This window comes from Candidatus Eisenbacteria bacterium (assembly GCA_005893305.1).
Taxonomy (GTDB): Bacteria; Eisenbacteria; RBG-16-71-46; order SZUA-252; family SZUA-252; genus WS-9.
On the sequence record VBOZ01000029.1, the window covers coordinates 134,390 to 148,617 of the forward strand.

The window sequence follows — 14,228 nt, forward strand, 5'->3', positions numbered from 1 at the left end:
GGGGACCAGGATCCCGCTTGACGTCGGAGCGACTTGGTGACAATATTCACAAAGTTTTTTCGCATCCACCGATTTCGCGGAGCGATCTCGGACATGGGGAAGGCGTAGCCGGCACCGGTGTCCCTCCAGATCAAACAGGGAGTCATTCCCCTCCTCATCGTCGTCCTCCTGGGCCTCGGCGGATGGGCGTTCCTCGACGCGTTCAGCAACGTCGGGTACGCGCCGAAGCAGCCGGTGCCGTTCAGCCATAAGCTGCATGCCGGCACGCGGAAAATCCCCTGCCTCTACTGCCATTCCAACGCGGAGCGATCCCGCCACGCCACCGTCCCGGCGGGAAACGTGTGTATGAACTGCCACCTGGTGGTCCGCACCGACAGCCCTTCCATCCAGCTCGTCACGAGCTACTACCAGTCGAATAGGCCGATGCCGTGGGTGCGGGTCCACCGGCTCCCCGACTACGTCTACTTCAGCCATCGCTGGCACATTGCCAGAGGGATCGCGTGTCAAACCTGCCACGGCCCCATCGAGACGATGGATGTGGTGCGCCAAGTGTCCAGCTTGAAGATGGGTTGGTGCATCGATTGCCACCGGCTGAACAAAGCGTCCACGGAGTGCAATACATGTCACATGTGAACGGGGGACCGGACGTGAAGGCGAACGAGATACCTGAGCCGGCCGGTTCCGCGCCGCCCAAGCACTGGTCGACCCTCGCCGAGCTGCGCGGCTCGGCCGAGGTCGCGGAGCTGCGCGAGCGCGAGTTCTTCACGCCGTCCGAGGAAGAGGAGAGCGAGCTCCCGTCCCGCCGGGAATTCCTGAAGTTCCTCGGCGCCGGCGCCGCCTTCGCCGCGGCGGGATGCGCGCGCAAGCCGGTCGAGAAAATTCTTCCGTACGTCAAGGCGCCGGAAGAGCTTTCTCCGGGGAACGCGATCTATTTCGCGTCCACATGCAGCGACTGCCCCGCCGCCTGCGGCACCCTCGTCAAGACCCGAGAGGGAAGGCCGATCAAGATCGAGGGGAACAAGTCGCACCCGATGAGCCGCGGCGCCCTCTGCGCGCGCGGCCAGTCATCGATCCTCAACCTCTACGATCCAGATCGCCTTCGCGGTCCGCTGCTCGTCGACCGGGCGAAGGGCTCGACATCGGCGGCCGGTTGGAGCGAGATCGACCGCCGCGCCGCGAAAGCCCTGGGCGAGGCGCGGGACCGCGGCGGCAAGCTCGTCTTCCTGACCGGGACCATCGTGAGCCCGACGACGCTCGCGCTGATCCAATCGTTCCTCGGAGCGTTCCAGGGCGCGGAGCACGTGGTCTATGACGCCGTCTCCTCCGACGCGCTCGCCAAGGCGCAGGAGCTCTGCTACGGCGGGCGGATCATCCCGCGGTATCGGCTCGACCAGGCCGACGTCCTGGTCACCTTCGGGGCGGATCCCCTCGGCACGTTCCTCTCTCCGGTCGAGTTCGCGCGCGACTTCTCGGGCCGCCGGAAGCCAGAGGCGGGAACGATGTCGCGCTTCATCGCGATCGAGCCGATCCTCTCGTTGACCGGAACCAATGCCGACACGCACCTCCGCGTTCGGCCGGATCACCTCTATCCGGTCGCGATGGCCCTGGCCCACGAGCTGCTCGTGCGTAATCCCCGCTCGCCCCTCTCCTCGAACGCGGCCATGGTCGCCGCGGTCAGCCCATTTGCGGCCGAGTCGGTGGAGAAGAGCGCGGGCCTCGAGGAAGGGACGCTCGCCAAGGTCGCGGACGAGCTGGCTCGGGCCCGCGGGAGGAGTCTCGTGCTCGCCGGACCCCAGGCCGCGCCCGCAGAGCAGGCGGTGGCGCTCCAGGTCGCGGTGAATCTGCTGAACAGCGCGCTCGGAGACGAGGGCGTCACGGTCGACAGCTCCCAGCCTTCGCGGCAGGCCGCGGGCTCGGAGGAGGCGGTGCTCCGCCTGGTGGAGCGCATGCGGGCCGGCGAGGTCGCCGCGCTCCTCATTCACGGCGTCAACCCGGCGCACACGCTCCCGGCCGCGGTCGGCTTCACCGATGGCTTGAAGCGCGTTCCGTTCGTCGCGAGCTTCGCGGATCGGGTGGACGAGACGGCGGCCGGCGCCGACGTGATCGCGCCGGACACGCACTCGCTCGAGTCGTGGAACGACCACGAGCCGCGGCCCGGAATTCTCTCGCTGACCCAGCCCACGATCTCGCCCCTCTACGATCTTCGCCCGTTCCAGGAGACGCTCCTGGCGTGGGGCCGCGCGCTCGGGAAGGGGTCGCTCGCGGCGACGTCGGGGACCTGGCACCAATACTTAAAGGACGGCTGGCGCGCCAACGTCTATCCGAAGGCGAACGCGGCGGCGCCGTTCGAGCTCTTCTGGGAGGGCGTGCTTCGGGAGGGTGTGCTGGTGCTGGCGAAGGGGGCCGCCGCGACGGCGCGGCCGTTCCGCAACGATGCGCTCCAGGCGCTCTCAGCGGCGAAGCGGCCGGAGGGCGACGGATCGCTCCAGCTTGTGCTCTACACGCCGGTAACCCTCTACGACGGCCGGAACGCGAACAACGCCTGGCTTCAAGAGCTGCCCGATCCGGTTTCCAAGATCACCTGGGACAACTATGTCTCGATCTCGCCGTCGCGCGCGAAGGCGCTCGGTGTCTCGGATTACGAGATGAAGGCGGACGTCGTCACGATCGACGCGGGCCATGCGAAGTTCGATCTGCCCGTCCACGTGCAGCCGGGGCTTCATCCCGACGTCGTGGCGATCGCGATCGGGTACGGCCGCACCGCGGCGGGCCGCGTCGGGAACCAGGTCGGCCAGAACGGCTTTGCCCTCGCGGTCGCGACGGGCGGCCGCATCGGCTTGACCGGGATTCCGGTCCGGATCGCGAAGACGGGCCGCATCGCACCGCTCGCCTGTGTGCAGGGGCACCAGTTCACCGAGCACCGGCCGATCATCTACGAGACGACGTTCACGGAATTCCTTCGCGACCCGCGTTCCGGGAACGAAGAGCCCGAGCATCTTCCCTCGATGTGGTCCCGCCACGAATACAAGGGGCACAAGTGGGGGATGGCGGTCGATCTGAGCGCGTGCATCGGCTGCAGCGCGTGCATGGTCGCGTGCCGCTCGGAGAACAACGTGCCGGTGGTCGGGAAGGAGATTGTGCTCCGCGGCCGCGAGATGGACTGGATCCGGATCGACCGCTACTACTCGGGCGACGCCGAGAATCCCGATAGCGTCCACCAGCCGATGCTCTGTCAGCACTGCGAGAACGCTCCCTGCGAGACAGTCTGCCCCGTCCTCGCGACCGTCCACTCGAGCGAAGGGCTGAACATCCAGATCTACAACCGCTGCGTCGGCACGCGGTACTGCTCCAACAACTGCCCCTACAAGGTGCGCCGGTTCAACTGGTTCGACTACAGCCACCCGAAAGAGAAATCGCTCCAGCTGGTCCTGAATCCCGACGTGACGGTCCGGAGCAAGGGCGTGATGGAGAAGTGCACCTTCTGCGTGCAGCGCATCCGGGACGGCAAGGAGCACGCGAAGGCGCTCGGCGTGCCGGTCCAGGACGGCGACATCGAGACCGCGTGCATGCAGACCTGCCCGACGCAGGCGATCGTCTTCGGTGACTTGAACGATCCGAAGAGCCGCGCGGCCCAGCTGGCGAAGAGCGACCGCGGATACCACGTGCTCTCCGAGCTCAATACGCGTTCCTCGATCACGTACCAGACCAAGGTTCGGAACCGGGAGGAGACGTCCTCGTGAGCGACAACGCCGCGACGGCGATCCTGGGCGAGCCGCCGCTCATCAATCCCAAGAAGTCGTTCTCGGACATTTCGGCCGAGGTCGCGGCTCCGCTCGAGCGGAAGCCCGGGGCCCTCTGGAAGATCTTCTTTGGCATCGCCCTCCTTCTCACGCTCCAGTGGGTCGCCGAGATCGGCTACCAGATGTACAAGGGGATCGGGATCTGGGGGTTGAACCATCCCGTCGGGTGGGCCGTCGACATCACCAGCTTCGTCTTCTGGATCGGCATCGGGCACGCTGGGACGCTTATCTCGGCGATCCTCCACCTCTTCCGCCAGAGGTGGCGCACCGCGATCAACCGGTCCGCCGAGGCGATGACGATCTTCGCGGTCATGACGGCGGGCATGTTCCCGCTCATTCACCTGGGGCGGACCTGGTTCGCGTACTGGCTCGTGCCGTACCCCAACTGGCGCCACCTCTGGGTCAACTTCCGCTCACCGCTCGTTTGGGACGTATTCGCGGTCACGACCTACCTCACGATCTCGGTCTGCTTCTGGTACACGGGGCTGATTCCGGACTTCGCGACCCTGCGCGACCGCTCGACCGGGTGGCGCCGCGCGATCTACGGCATCGCGTCGCTGGGCTGGACGGGCTCGGAGCGGCACTGGCAGCACTACGAGCGCGCCTACATGATGCTGGCGGGCCTTTCCACGCCGCTCGTTCTCTCGGTGCACAGCATCGTTTCCTTCGATTTCGCGACCTCGATCCTTCCCGGCTGGCACACGACGATCTTCCCGCCGTACTTCGTCGCCGGGGCGATCTTCTCGGGCTTCGCGATGGTGGTCACCCTCCTCGTCATCATGCGGAAGGTGTTCCACATGGAGGAGTACGTCACGCTCCACCACCTCGAGAACATGAACAAGATCATCCTGGTCACGGGAATGATGGTCGGCTACGCGTACGCGACCGAGTTCTTCGTGGCGCTCTACAGCGGGAACCCGTTCGAGAAGTTCACGTTCCTGAACCGCGCCACCGGGCCGTTCGCGTGGTCGTACTGGATCATGGTCTCGTGCAACGTGCTCGCGCCGCAGGTCTTCTGGGTGAGAAAACTCCGCCGCAGCATCCCGATGATGTTCGTCGTCTCGCTGCTCGTGAATGTCGGAATGTGGTTCGAGCGGTTCACGATCATCGTGACGTCGCTCCACCGCGACTTCATCCCGACGGCGTGGTCGTACTACAAGCCGACGATCTTCGACTACTCGGTCATCGTGGGCTCGTTCGGGTTCTTCTTCATGTGGTTCCTGCTCTTCTGCCGCTTCTTCCCGGCGATCTCGATCGCCGAGGTGAAGGGCGTGCTCTGGAACGCGAAGAAGGCAGCCTCCCCGGCCCCGGCCCGCGCCGAGGAGAAGGTCCATGTTTAACCCGTTCGCGAAGCCGGCTGCCACGCGCGGCGTGCTCGCGCTCTATGCCGACCCTGATTCGCTCCTGAACGCCGCGACGCGGGCGAGGGAGCACGGATTTCAAGGGATGGACGCGTATACGCCGTATGCCGTGCACGGCCTTAGCGAAGCGCTCGGAATCCGGAAATCGTGGGTGCCGTGGGTGACGCTTGTCATGGGCCTGAGCGGGGCGGCTCTCGGCTTGACGTTCATGATCTGGACCTCGGCCTACGACTGGCCGATCAACGTCGGCGGGAAGCCGATGATCTCCCTTCCGGCCTTCATCCCGATCACCTTCGAGTGCGGGGTGCTTCTCGGCGGGACGATGACGCTCGCGGCGCTCTTCGTGGCCTGCGGTCTTCCGAATTACGGCAAGCCGATCCTGGATCGCGATCTGACGAACGACCGCTTCGGGCTCTGGATCCCCGAGGTCGGTCCCGACTGGAACGAGGGAAGGATCTTCATGGTGCTGAAGCCGACCGGCGCGGTCGACATTCGGGTGCTCCGTGTCTAGGCGCGCGGCGTGGGGCGGCAGGATGACCGGCGCGGCGGGAATCGCGCTGATCGCGATGGCGGCGGCCGGCTGCTCCCACCAGAAGCAGGAGACCGCGATCGAGTACATGCCCGACATGGCCTATCAGGCGCGGGTCGGGGCGCAGCACGAGGATCCGCTCCGCCCCGGGATGTCCGTCATGCGAAACCCGGTCGAGGGGACCGTGCCGAGAGGCTACACGCCGTACCGGTACACGCCGGCCGACAGCCTCATCGCCCAGCAGGAGCTTCAGAATCCCCTCCCGCGAACCGCCGAGACGCTCGAGCGCGGACAGAGGGTCTACATGACGACGTGCGTCGTCTGCCACGGACCGCAGGGGGATGGCCACGGCTACATCGTTCCGCCCTTCCCGATGCCGCCGACGCTCCACTCGGACAAGGTCCGCGGATGGCCGGACGGGCGGATCTTCCACGTCATTTCGGTGGGCCAGAATCTCATGCCCTCCTACGCGTCTCAGATTCTGCCCGAGGATCGGTGGGCGGTGATCGACTACGTGCGCGCGCTCGAGCGGTCGCACCGGCCCCTGCCGTCGGATCTGGCCGGCACCGCCGGTGCCGCGGACTCGACCGGAGGGAAGCCATGAGCGCGGCCCAGTCGGCGGCGCAAGCCGTGACCATCCAGACGCTCCGGGATCGGGTCAAGCCGATCGCGGTGCCGCTCGGCGTCCGCGCGATGTTCGGCCTGCTTCTCCTGCTCGGGGTCGGGACGTTCGTGATCGAGATCCGCTCCGATCCGACCCGCGCGTACGCCGCGTTCCTGATCGGGTATTGGTATTTCATGGCGCTGGGGCTGGCCGGTACCTTCTTCACGGCGCTCCACTACCTCGTCGGGGCAACGTGGAGCGTGGTCGTGCGGCGCGTGGCAGAGGCATTCTCCTCGTACCTCCCGATGGCCTTCCTCCTCCTCCTGGTGCTCTTCCTGGGCATTCCGCACCTCTACGTGTGGTCGACCCAGCTCGCGACCGAGGGGGGGCATGCTCTCGATCCCTGGAAGGGGCGGTATCTCTCGACGCCCTTCTTCGCGGCACGGAACATCGTCATCCTCGCGCTCTGGTGCCTCTTCTCGTGGTATTTCGTGCGAAACTCGATCCGCCAGGACCAGACCGGCGATCCGAACCTCACGAGGTCGAGCATTAAGGTGTCCGCGGTGTTCATCCTCCTGTTCGCGCTGACCGTCACGATCGCCGCCTTCGATCTGCTCATGTCCCTCGAGCCGACCTGGTACAGCACGATCTTCGGCGTCTACTGCTTCGCCGGGCTCTGGCAGAGCGGGCTCGCGGCGATCACGATCGTCGTCGTGCTCCTGCGACGCCAGGGCGCGCTGAACGGGGTGATCAACCGGTACCATTACTGGGATCTGGGCAAGTACATGTTCGCCTTCTCGGTTTTCTGGATGTACATCGCCTTCTCCCAGTTCATGCTGATCTGGTACGCGAACCTCCCGGAGGAGATCGAGTACATGATCCACCGGACGTTCACCGGGTGGGGAGGGGTTGGAATCGCGCTTGGGACGCTCAAGTTCGTGATCCCCTTCTTCGCGCTCCTGCATCAGAGAATGAAGGAGAACGAGATCGTGCTGCTGACGGTCGCCGCGTGCATCCTGATCGGCCAGTGGGTCGATCTCTACTGGCTGATCCTGCCCGCGTTCTCGCCCCAGGCGGTCGTTCTGGGATGGACCGAGATCGGAATCACGCTCGGCTTCCTCGGCCTCTTCGGATTGTGTCTGGTCCGGTTCTTCTCGCGCCACCCGGTCGCGGCCGCCGGTGATCCCCAATTCGAATCGAGCGTGAGGTTCCACGGATGAGCCACGAGCCCACCCCGCACGGCTCGCCCGACACCGGTCCAGCGGCCGACGCCGCCGTATCCTCAGCCCTGGCGAAGGCTCAGTTCTTCGTCACCGGCCTCATCCTGGCCGTCGTGGCGACCCTCGCCTACATGGCCGGCATGCAGTCGGCGAAGGGCGGGGGCCACGGCACCGGAGAGGGAGGGATGGCGACCCCGGCGGCGAAGGTCGACGTCTCGAGCCTCCTCAAGCCGACGCCCGAGCTCCTCGCCCGCGGGAAGACAGTCTTTCAGATCAATTGCGCCTCCTGCCACGGGAACACCGGTCACGGCGACGGCCCGGCGGCGGCGGCGCTCAACCCGAAGCCGCGGAACTTCACGGAAGGCTACTGGAAATTCGGCGGCGGGCTCGCCCGGGTGGTCCGCACCATCAGCGAAGGCTCCCCGGGTACCGCGATGGCCTCGTTCACGACGCTCCCGCTCGAGGACCGCATCGCGGTGGCGCACCACGAACGATCGCTCTCCCCGAAGCCCGAGGAGGACAAGCCCGAGGATCTCGCCTGGCTGATGCCGGCCGGTCAGCCCAAAGGCGGCGGCGCGGAGGCTTCCTCGACCGGAGTGGCGGCCGGAACGACTCCGGCGGGCCCGTCGATCCCGATCGAGAGGGCGATCGCCGCGCTCGCGGAGGCCGAGCCCCCGATCGGCGCCGCTGTCACGCCGGAGCCGGGTCCCGGCGCGGATCTCTACGCCCAGCGCTGCGCGTCCTGCCACGGAGCGGCCGGCCAGGGAGGCGTCCGGGTGCGGATGCTCGGATCGGCGCCTTACGCCTACGTCGCCACGCGGAGCCTCGGCGACGCGCGCGGCGATTGGACGACCAACTCCGCCGCGTTCGAGAGGGTTACACTATCGGGCATTCCCGGCTTCGTCATGCCGGCGAACGGCGATCTGTCGCGCGATGACGTGCGCGACCTCTACGCCTACACCCAGAAGCTGCACGCGCGCCTCGAGCTCGCGGCGCGAAGCGGGAGCTGACATGACTCGAAGCCGCCGGAATCGAATTCTCCTCACCTCCGCCGCGTGCGTCCTGGCGGCGCTCGCCACGGCGGGCACGGCGTGGGCGTGGCTCGTGAACCCGGTCACGCCGGTGGCGCACGAGACGCGCGAGCTCTTCTGGAAAGCCTTCGGCGTGACGATGTTCTTCTTCCTGCTCGCCGAGCTCATCCTCCTGGTTGCCGTGATCCGATTCCGCGCCCGGCCGGGCGTGCCAGCGGCCAAGTTCCACGAGAACGTCAAGCTGGAGATCGTCTGGACCGCCATCCCGGCGCTGGCCATGGTCATCCTCTCCGGACCCAGCTTCACGACGCTCAAGTATCTCGAGACGGTGCCGAAGTCCGACCTCACGATCGAGATCGTGGGGCATCAGTGGTTCTGGGAATATCGCTATCCGGGCGAGGGAGTGGCCTTCGCGAACGAGCCTCTCGTCGTTCCGTACGGAAAGATCGTGGCCGCGAACGTCACGTCCATCGACGTGATCCACAGCTGGTTCGTGCCCGAGTTCGGCGTCAAGATGGACGCCAATCCCGGCCGCGTGAATCACACGTGGTTCCAGGTCGAGAAGCCGGGAACGTACAAAGGGCAGTGCGCCGAGCTCTGCGGGGTCCTTCACGGTGAGATGTTCATCACCGTGAACGTGGTGAGCCCGGAAGAGTTCGCGCGCTGGCTCGAGCAGAAGAAGAAGGGAGCCTAGGCGATGGAAGCGGGAACCATGGTCGGCGCCCACGCGGTACCGACCGGCGCGAAGATGGAGCCCAAGCCGAGGACCGGGATCCTCAAGTGGCTCCTCACGACCGACCACAAGCTGATAGGCGTGATGTACATGTGGCTCTCCACGTTCTTCTTCGTGCTCGCCGGGGCGTTTGCCATGGCCATGCGCGCCCAGCTCTCGTCGCCGGGGCTCCACGTGCTCCGTCCCGAGCTCTACAACCAGATCATGTCGCTCCACGGCACGTTCATGGTCTTCTTCTGGACCATTCCCATCATGGCCGGTCTCAGCAACTACGTCGTCCCGCTCCAGATCGGCGCGCGCGACATGGCCTTCCCGCGCGTCAACGCGTTCAGCTTCTGGCTCCTGGTGCCCGCGGGCTGCCTCATGCTGGCGAGCATCTGGCTTCAGGGCGGCGCGGCGGCGGCCGGATGGACCAGCTACCCGCCGCTCACCGACCGGCAGTACTCGCCGGGCCCGGGCGTCGATCTCTGGATCCTGGGGCTTCATCTCGCGGGAATGTCGTCGATCCTGGGCGGCATCAACTTCGTCGTCACGATCCTGAATCTCCGGGCCCCGGGCATGACGCTGTTCAAGATGCCTCTGTTCTGCTGGACGGTCCTCATCACGCAGTCGATCATCCTCGTCGCGACGCCCGTCCTGGCCGGCGCCCTGACCATGCTCCTCACCGACCGCCTGTTCGGCACCGCGTTCTTCCACCCGGCGGCGGGAGGAGATCCGGTGCTCTGGCAGCACCTCTTCTGGTTCTACTCACACCCTGCCGTCTACATCATGGTGCTGCCCGGGATGGGGATGATCTCCCAGGTGCTGCCCGCGTTCTCCGGCAAGCACGTCTTCGGATACAAGGGCATGGTGTTCGCCACGCTGGGAATCGGCCTGATCGGTTTCTTGGTGTGGGGCCACCACATGTTCGCGACCGGAATGGACCCGGGGCTGCGCCGCTTCTTCAGCTTCGCGTCGATGGTCATCGCGGTGCCGACCGGGATCAAGATCTGGTCGTGGCTCGCCACGATCTGGGGCGGCTCGATCCGGTTCCGCACGCCGATGCTCTACGGCCTCGGGTTCATCGCCCTCTTCACGATCGGCGGGATCACCGGCATCTGGCTCGCGCTCGTGCCGTTCGACGTCCAGGTGCATGACACGTACTTCGTCGTGGCCCATCTCCATTACGTTCTCTTCGGCGGATCGCTGATGGCGATCTTCGCCGGGTTCTACTACTGGTTCCCGAAGATCTCGGGCCGCCTCTACAACGAGTTCTGGGGCAAGGTCCACTTCTGGCTGGTCTTCATCGGCATGAACGTCACCTTCATGCCGATGCACCTCATGGGCATGCTGGGGATGCCGCGGCGCATCTACACATACCAGCCCCAGTACGCGATGCTGAACCACATCGCGAGCGCGGGAGCGGCGATCCTGGGCGTGGCCATGCTCATCTTCGTGATCAACATGCTCTTGAGCCTTTGGAAGGGCCGCCGCGCGCCCGCCGATCCCTGGGAGCACGCCGACGTCAACCGCACCCTCGAGTGGACCATCGAGTCGCCGCCCCCGGCGGAGAACTTCCACCGCATTCCGGTCATCCGGTAGGAGCCGTCGCGCCGCCTTCCTCGCGGCGCCCTCGGTTGTCGATGGAAGATAGATCCGGCCGCCTGCCCAGCCTCCTTGTCGCGACGCTCGCGATGGTCTTCGTCCTCGTGATCTGGGGCGGCGTCGTGCGGCTGAGCGGCTCGGGCCTCGCCATCCCCGACTGGCCGCTCGCGGGTGGGAAGCTGATCCCGCCCGCGCATCCCAACGTCCTGATCGAGTTCGGCCACCGCGTGATCGCGATGCTGGTCACGTTCTTGATGCTCGCGATCGCGATCGTCGTGTTCCGGTCGCGCGAGTACCGGCGGAGTCTCGGCGTCCTGACGGTGGCGGCGCTCATCACGCTCGCGCTTCAGGTGTTCATGGGCGCGAGGGTGGTCCTGGAGGAGCTGCCGGTCGACCGCGTGGTTGCGCATCTCCTCCTCGCGTTCACGCTCTTCGCGATCCTGCTCGTGATGGCCCTCCGCGTCACCGAGTCGCCCGCGCCGCCGGCGGCGGGGCCTGGGCGGCCCGCGCCCGCGCCGTCGCCTGCGCCGGATCCGCGAGCCAGATTCCTCGGCCGGTTGGCGCATCTCGCGGCAGGGGCGGTCTTCCTACAGGCGGGGCTCGGCGCCTGGGTCTCATCCTCCGGCGCGGCGCTCGCCTGTCCCGATTTCCCCACGTGCCAGGGCTCGTGGCTCCCTCCGATGACCGGGCTGGTCGGCATCCACTACGCCCATAGGCTGGGCGCCTACACGATCGTCGTGATCGTCCTGTGGCTCCTCGTGGCCGCGGCCCCGGCTCACCTCCCGCCGCGGGCCCGATGGCCGCTCCGCTTCTCGGGTATACTCCTTGCGGTCCAGGTCCTCCTGGGGATCGCAAACGTCGTGCTCCGCGTGCCTCTTCCGGTCAGTGCGGCGCACTTAGGCACGGCGCTCGCCCTCTTCGGCACACTCCTGACGGCGGCCTATGAGCTCAAGCGTGCTTGACTACATCCTGCTGACGAAGCCCCGGATCGTGCTCCTGGTGATGATCACCGCGGTGGCGGGGCTCGTCGTCGAGGGCTCGCTCCTCCGCGACCCGGCTCGATTCGCGCTCGTGCTCTTCGCGATCACGCTGACGGCGGGCTCGGCGAACGCGTTCAACCAGTACTTCGACCGCGATCTGGACGCCGCGATGGCCCGCACGCGGAAGAGGCGCCCGCTCCCGCTCCATCGCGTCTCCGAGCGCGGCGCGCTCACCTTCGCGATTGGCGTGGGGGCGGCGTCGGTGGTCCTTCTCTGGTGGGTGGGGAATCCGCTGAGCGCGTGGCTTGCTCTCGGGACGATCGTCTTCTACGGATTCTTCTACACGCTCTGGCTCAAGCCCCGCACCGTGCACAACATCGTGATCGGGGGAGCCGCTGGGGCCATGGGCCCGGTCATCGCGTGGGCCGCGGCGAGCGGCGGCATCGCCCTCGCGCCGGTGCTTCTGTTCCTCGTCATCTTCCTCTGGACCCCGCCCCACTTCTGGGCGCTTGCCCTCTGTTTGCAGGAGGACTACCGCCTGGTCCGGATTCCCATGCTTCCGATCGTGAAGGGGGAGGCCGAGACCTACCGCCAGATCGAGCTCTACACGATCGCGCTCGTCGTCCTCACGCTCGCGATGCCACTGATGCACGCGGGGGGCGCGATCTTCGCGGCCGTCGCGGCCGCCTGCGGCGGGGTCTTTATCTGGAAGGCCGTGCGCGCGCGCCGCGCGGCGACCGTGCCGTCGGCATGGAACGTCTTCGCCTACTCGATCGTCTACCTCTTCGTGCTCTTCCTCGGAGTCATTGCCGACGCGATCTGGCGTATCCCACTTCATATCTAGGAGTTACAAGTTGAAGTTAATGCGCCCATCGAACGCCGTGCTGGGAATCGGGATCGGCGCGTTCGTCCTGCTCATGTTCACGTTCGCCTACGCCAACGTGCCGCTCTTCCAGCTTTTCTGCGAGCGCTTTGGCCTTTCCGGATCGGGGAAGGCGGCGTTCCGGGGCGGGGCATCGACGCCGGGCCGCCTGGGATCGCGAGGCGGGATCGTCACGCCGATGTCGAGCACGACAGGGAATATCCTCGGCAGGGAGATCCGGGTGAAGTTCATGGGGGTGGCGGGCTCGGGCCTCCCGGTCCGGTTCGGACCCTCGACCCCGGCGCTCTCGATTCATCCCGGGAAGCCGGTGCGCTTGAGCTACCGCTTCACCAATATGAGCGACGACTCGGTCTACTTTCGCGCGGTCCACTCGATCGTTCCGGTCGAGGCCGCGAAGGAGTTCCAGCTGATCCAGTGCTTCTGCTTCGACGACCAGTCGCTCGGCCCGCGGGAGACGCGGGACCTTCCCGTCTACTTCGCCCTCTCGCCCCGCTTCCCACAGGACGTGGACGAGATCATCCTCAACTACTCGCTCTTCCCCCGCGATCCCAAGAAGGGCCTGCCGGTTCCGGCCGCGGCGGCCAATTGACGGAGGAATCTCCCGAGGCTCGCGCCGCGCGCGCCACGAGGACCAAGAACCGCATCGCACTCACATTGATCCTGGTGGCTTGCGTCGGGCTGGGGGCGCTGGGGTTCCTGTTCGCCTTGTGGCTCCGCGCGAGGCCGGCGGGGCACTGACGGGGGCGAGGCCCGAGGGGCACTGACGGGTAAGCGCTACGACGGCCTAGGGAGTCTCTCCCGCGTAGACTGCCATGATGCGGCGAAGGAGCTTGAGCGCGTCCGGCCTTCTCCTCTGGAAGGAGTTCCGGCCGATGATCGACCCGAAGCCGCCGCCGTCTCGGATGGCGCGGGCCTCGTTCACGATCTCCTCGTCATTCTCCTTCTTGGCTCCGCCCGAGAAGATCAAGATCCTCCGGCCGTCGAACGACGATTGGACCACGTGGCGGACGCGCTCGGCGAGGGTGCCGATCGGAATGGCGTTTTTCTCGTACGCCTTCCGCGCCTCTTGCTTCACCTTGAGGATGTGGGCCCCGAGCTGCGCGGCGATCTGCGCGCCGTACGCGACCACGTCGATCGCGGTCTCGCCCGCCTTGCTGATCCCGGACCCGCGCGGATAGGACCAGACGACGACCGCGAGGCCTGCCCGCTTCGCTTCCTCCGCGAGCGCCCGGATCTGCTCGTACATGCGGCCCGCCATCGCGGAGCCCGGGTAGATCGTGAATCCGATCGCGGCGCAGCCGAGCCGGAGCGCCTCGCCGACGCTCCCCGTGACCGCCGACAACGGGTCCTTCTCGTCGTGCAGCACGTCGTGGTTGTTGAGCTTCAGGATGAGCGGGATCTCGCCGGCGAACTCGGCAGCGCCCGCCTCCAGGAATCCGAGAGGGGCGGCGTACGCGTTGCAGCCCGCCTCGATCGCCAGGTCGAAGTGATATCGGGGATCGT

Annotated in this window: 12 protein-coding genes and 1 pseudogene (1 of these 13 cut by a window edge); 12 read left to right on the plus strand and 1 reads right to left on the minus strand. The window is 66.7% G+C overall.

Going from position 1 to position 14,228, the window contains the following annotated elements; genetic code table 11:
• Positions 1-117 precede the first annotated feature (117 nt).
• Genes E6K79_09260 through E6K79_09315 form a run of 12 tightly spaced genes read left to right on the plus strand, consistent with a single transcriptional unit; the run spans position 118 to position 13,314 of the window.
• Positions 118-633 carry a cytochrome C gene (locus E6K79_09260; protein ID TMQ63820.1) on the plus strand — a complete coding sequence of 172 codons (516 nt, stop codon included), beginning with the start codon at positions 118-120 and terminating at the stop codon, positions 631-633.
• Positions 621-3,740, plus strand: a complete 3,120-nt coding sequence (locus E6K79_09265) for a 4Fe-4S dicluster domain-containing protein (GenBank protein ID TMQ63821.1) — start codon at positions 621-623, stop codon at positions 3,738-3,740. Before E6K79_09260 ends, E6K79_09265 begins: the two co-directional genes overlap by 13 nt.
• A gap of 20 nt (positions 3,741-3,760) precedes the next feature.
• Positions 3,761-5,140: a hydrogenase gene (locus E6K79_09270; protein ID TMQ63909.1), complete on the plus strand. Its 1,380-nt coding sequence runs from the start codon at positions 3,761-3,763 to the stop codon at positions 5,138-5,140.
• Entirely contained in the window at positions 5,133-5,672 is a 540-nt protein-coding gene (locus tag E6K79_09275; protein ID TMQ63822.1) for a DUF3341 domain-containing protein, read from the plus strand. The genes E6K79_09270 and E6K79_09275 overlap by 8 nt, the downstream gene beginning before the upstream one ends.
• Positions 5,665-6,294, plus strand: coding sequence for a cytochrome c (locus E6K79_09280; protein ID TMQ63823.1), 630 nt, complete (start codon positions 5,665-5,667; stop codon positions 6,292-6,294). The genes E6K79_09275 and E6K79_09280 overlap by 8 nt, the downstream gene beginning before the upstream one ends.
• A complete protein-coding gene (locus tag E6K79_09285; protein TMQ63824.1) occupies positions 6,291-7,514 on the plus strand; it encodes a molybdopterin oxidoreductase in 1,224 nt (407 codons plus the stop codon). The genes E6K79_09280 and E6K79_09285 overlap by 4 nt, the downstream gene beginning before the upstream one ends.
• Positions 7,511-8,524 carry a c-type cytochrome gene (locus E6K79_09290; GenBank protein ID TMQ63825.1) on the plus strand — a complete coding sequence of 338 codons (1,014 nt, stop codon included), beginning with the start codon at positions 7,511-7,513 and terminating at the stop codon, positions 8,522-8,524. Before E6K79_09285 ends, E6K79_09290 begins: the two co-directional genes overlap by 4 nt.
• Positions 8,448-9,239, plus strand: coding sequence for a cytochrome c oxidase subunit II (gene coxB, locus E6K79_09295; protein TMQ63826.1), 792 nt, complete (start codon positions 8,448-8,450; stop codon positions 9,237-9,239). The genes E6K79_09290 and coxB overlap by 77 nt, the downstream gene beginning before the upstream one ends.
• A gap of 54 nt (positions 9,240-9,293) precedes the next feature.
• Positions 9,294-10,859: a cytochrome c oxidase subunit I gene (ctaD, locus tag E6K79_09300; GenBank protein ID TMQ63910.1), complete on the plus strand. Its 1,566-nt coding sequence runs from the start codon at positions 9,294-9,296 to the stop codon at positions 10,857-10,859.
• A gap of 41 nt (positions 10,860-10,900) precedes the next feature.
• On the plus strand, positions 10,901-11,824 hold the full coding sequence (locus E6K79_09305; protein TMQ63827.1) for a heme A synthase: 924 nt from the start codon (positions 10,901-10,903) through the stop codon (positions 11,822-11,824).
• Positions 11,805-12,686 carry a protoheme IX farnesyltransferase gene (locus E6K79_09310; protein TMQ63828.1) on the plus strand — a complete coding sequence of 294 codons (882 nt, stop codon included), beginning with the start codon at positions 11,805-11,807 and terminating at the stop codon, positions 12,684-12,686. Before E6K79_09305 ends, E6K79_09310 begins: the two co-directional genes overlap by 20 nt.
• Positions 12,687-12,696: 10 nt before the next feature.
• Entirely contained in the window at positions 12,697-13,314 is a 618-nt protein-coding gene (locus E6K79_09315) for a hypothetical protein (GenBank protein ID TMQ63829.1), read from the plus strand.
• 195 nt (positions 13,315-13,509) lie between these two features.
• Here E6K79_09315 and E6K79_09320 read toward each other — a convergent pair.
• Positions 13,510-14,228: pseudogene (locus tag E6K79_09320) on the minus strand (class I fructose-bisphosphate aldolase); it runs 233 nt beyond the window's last position.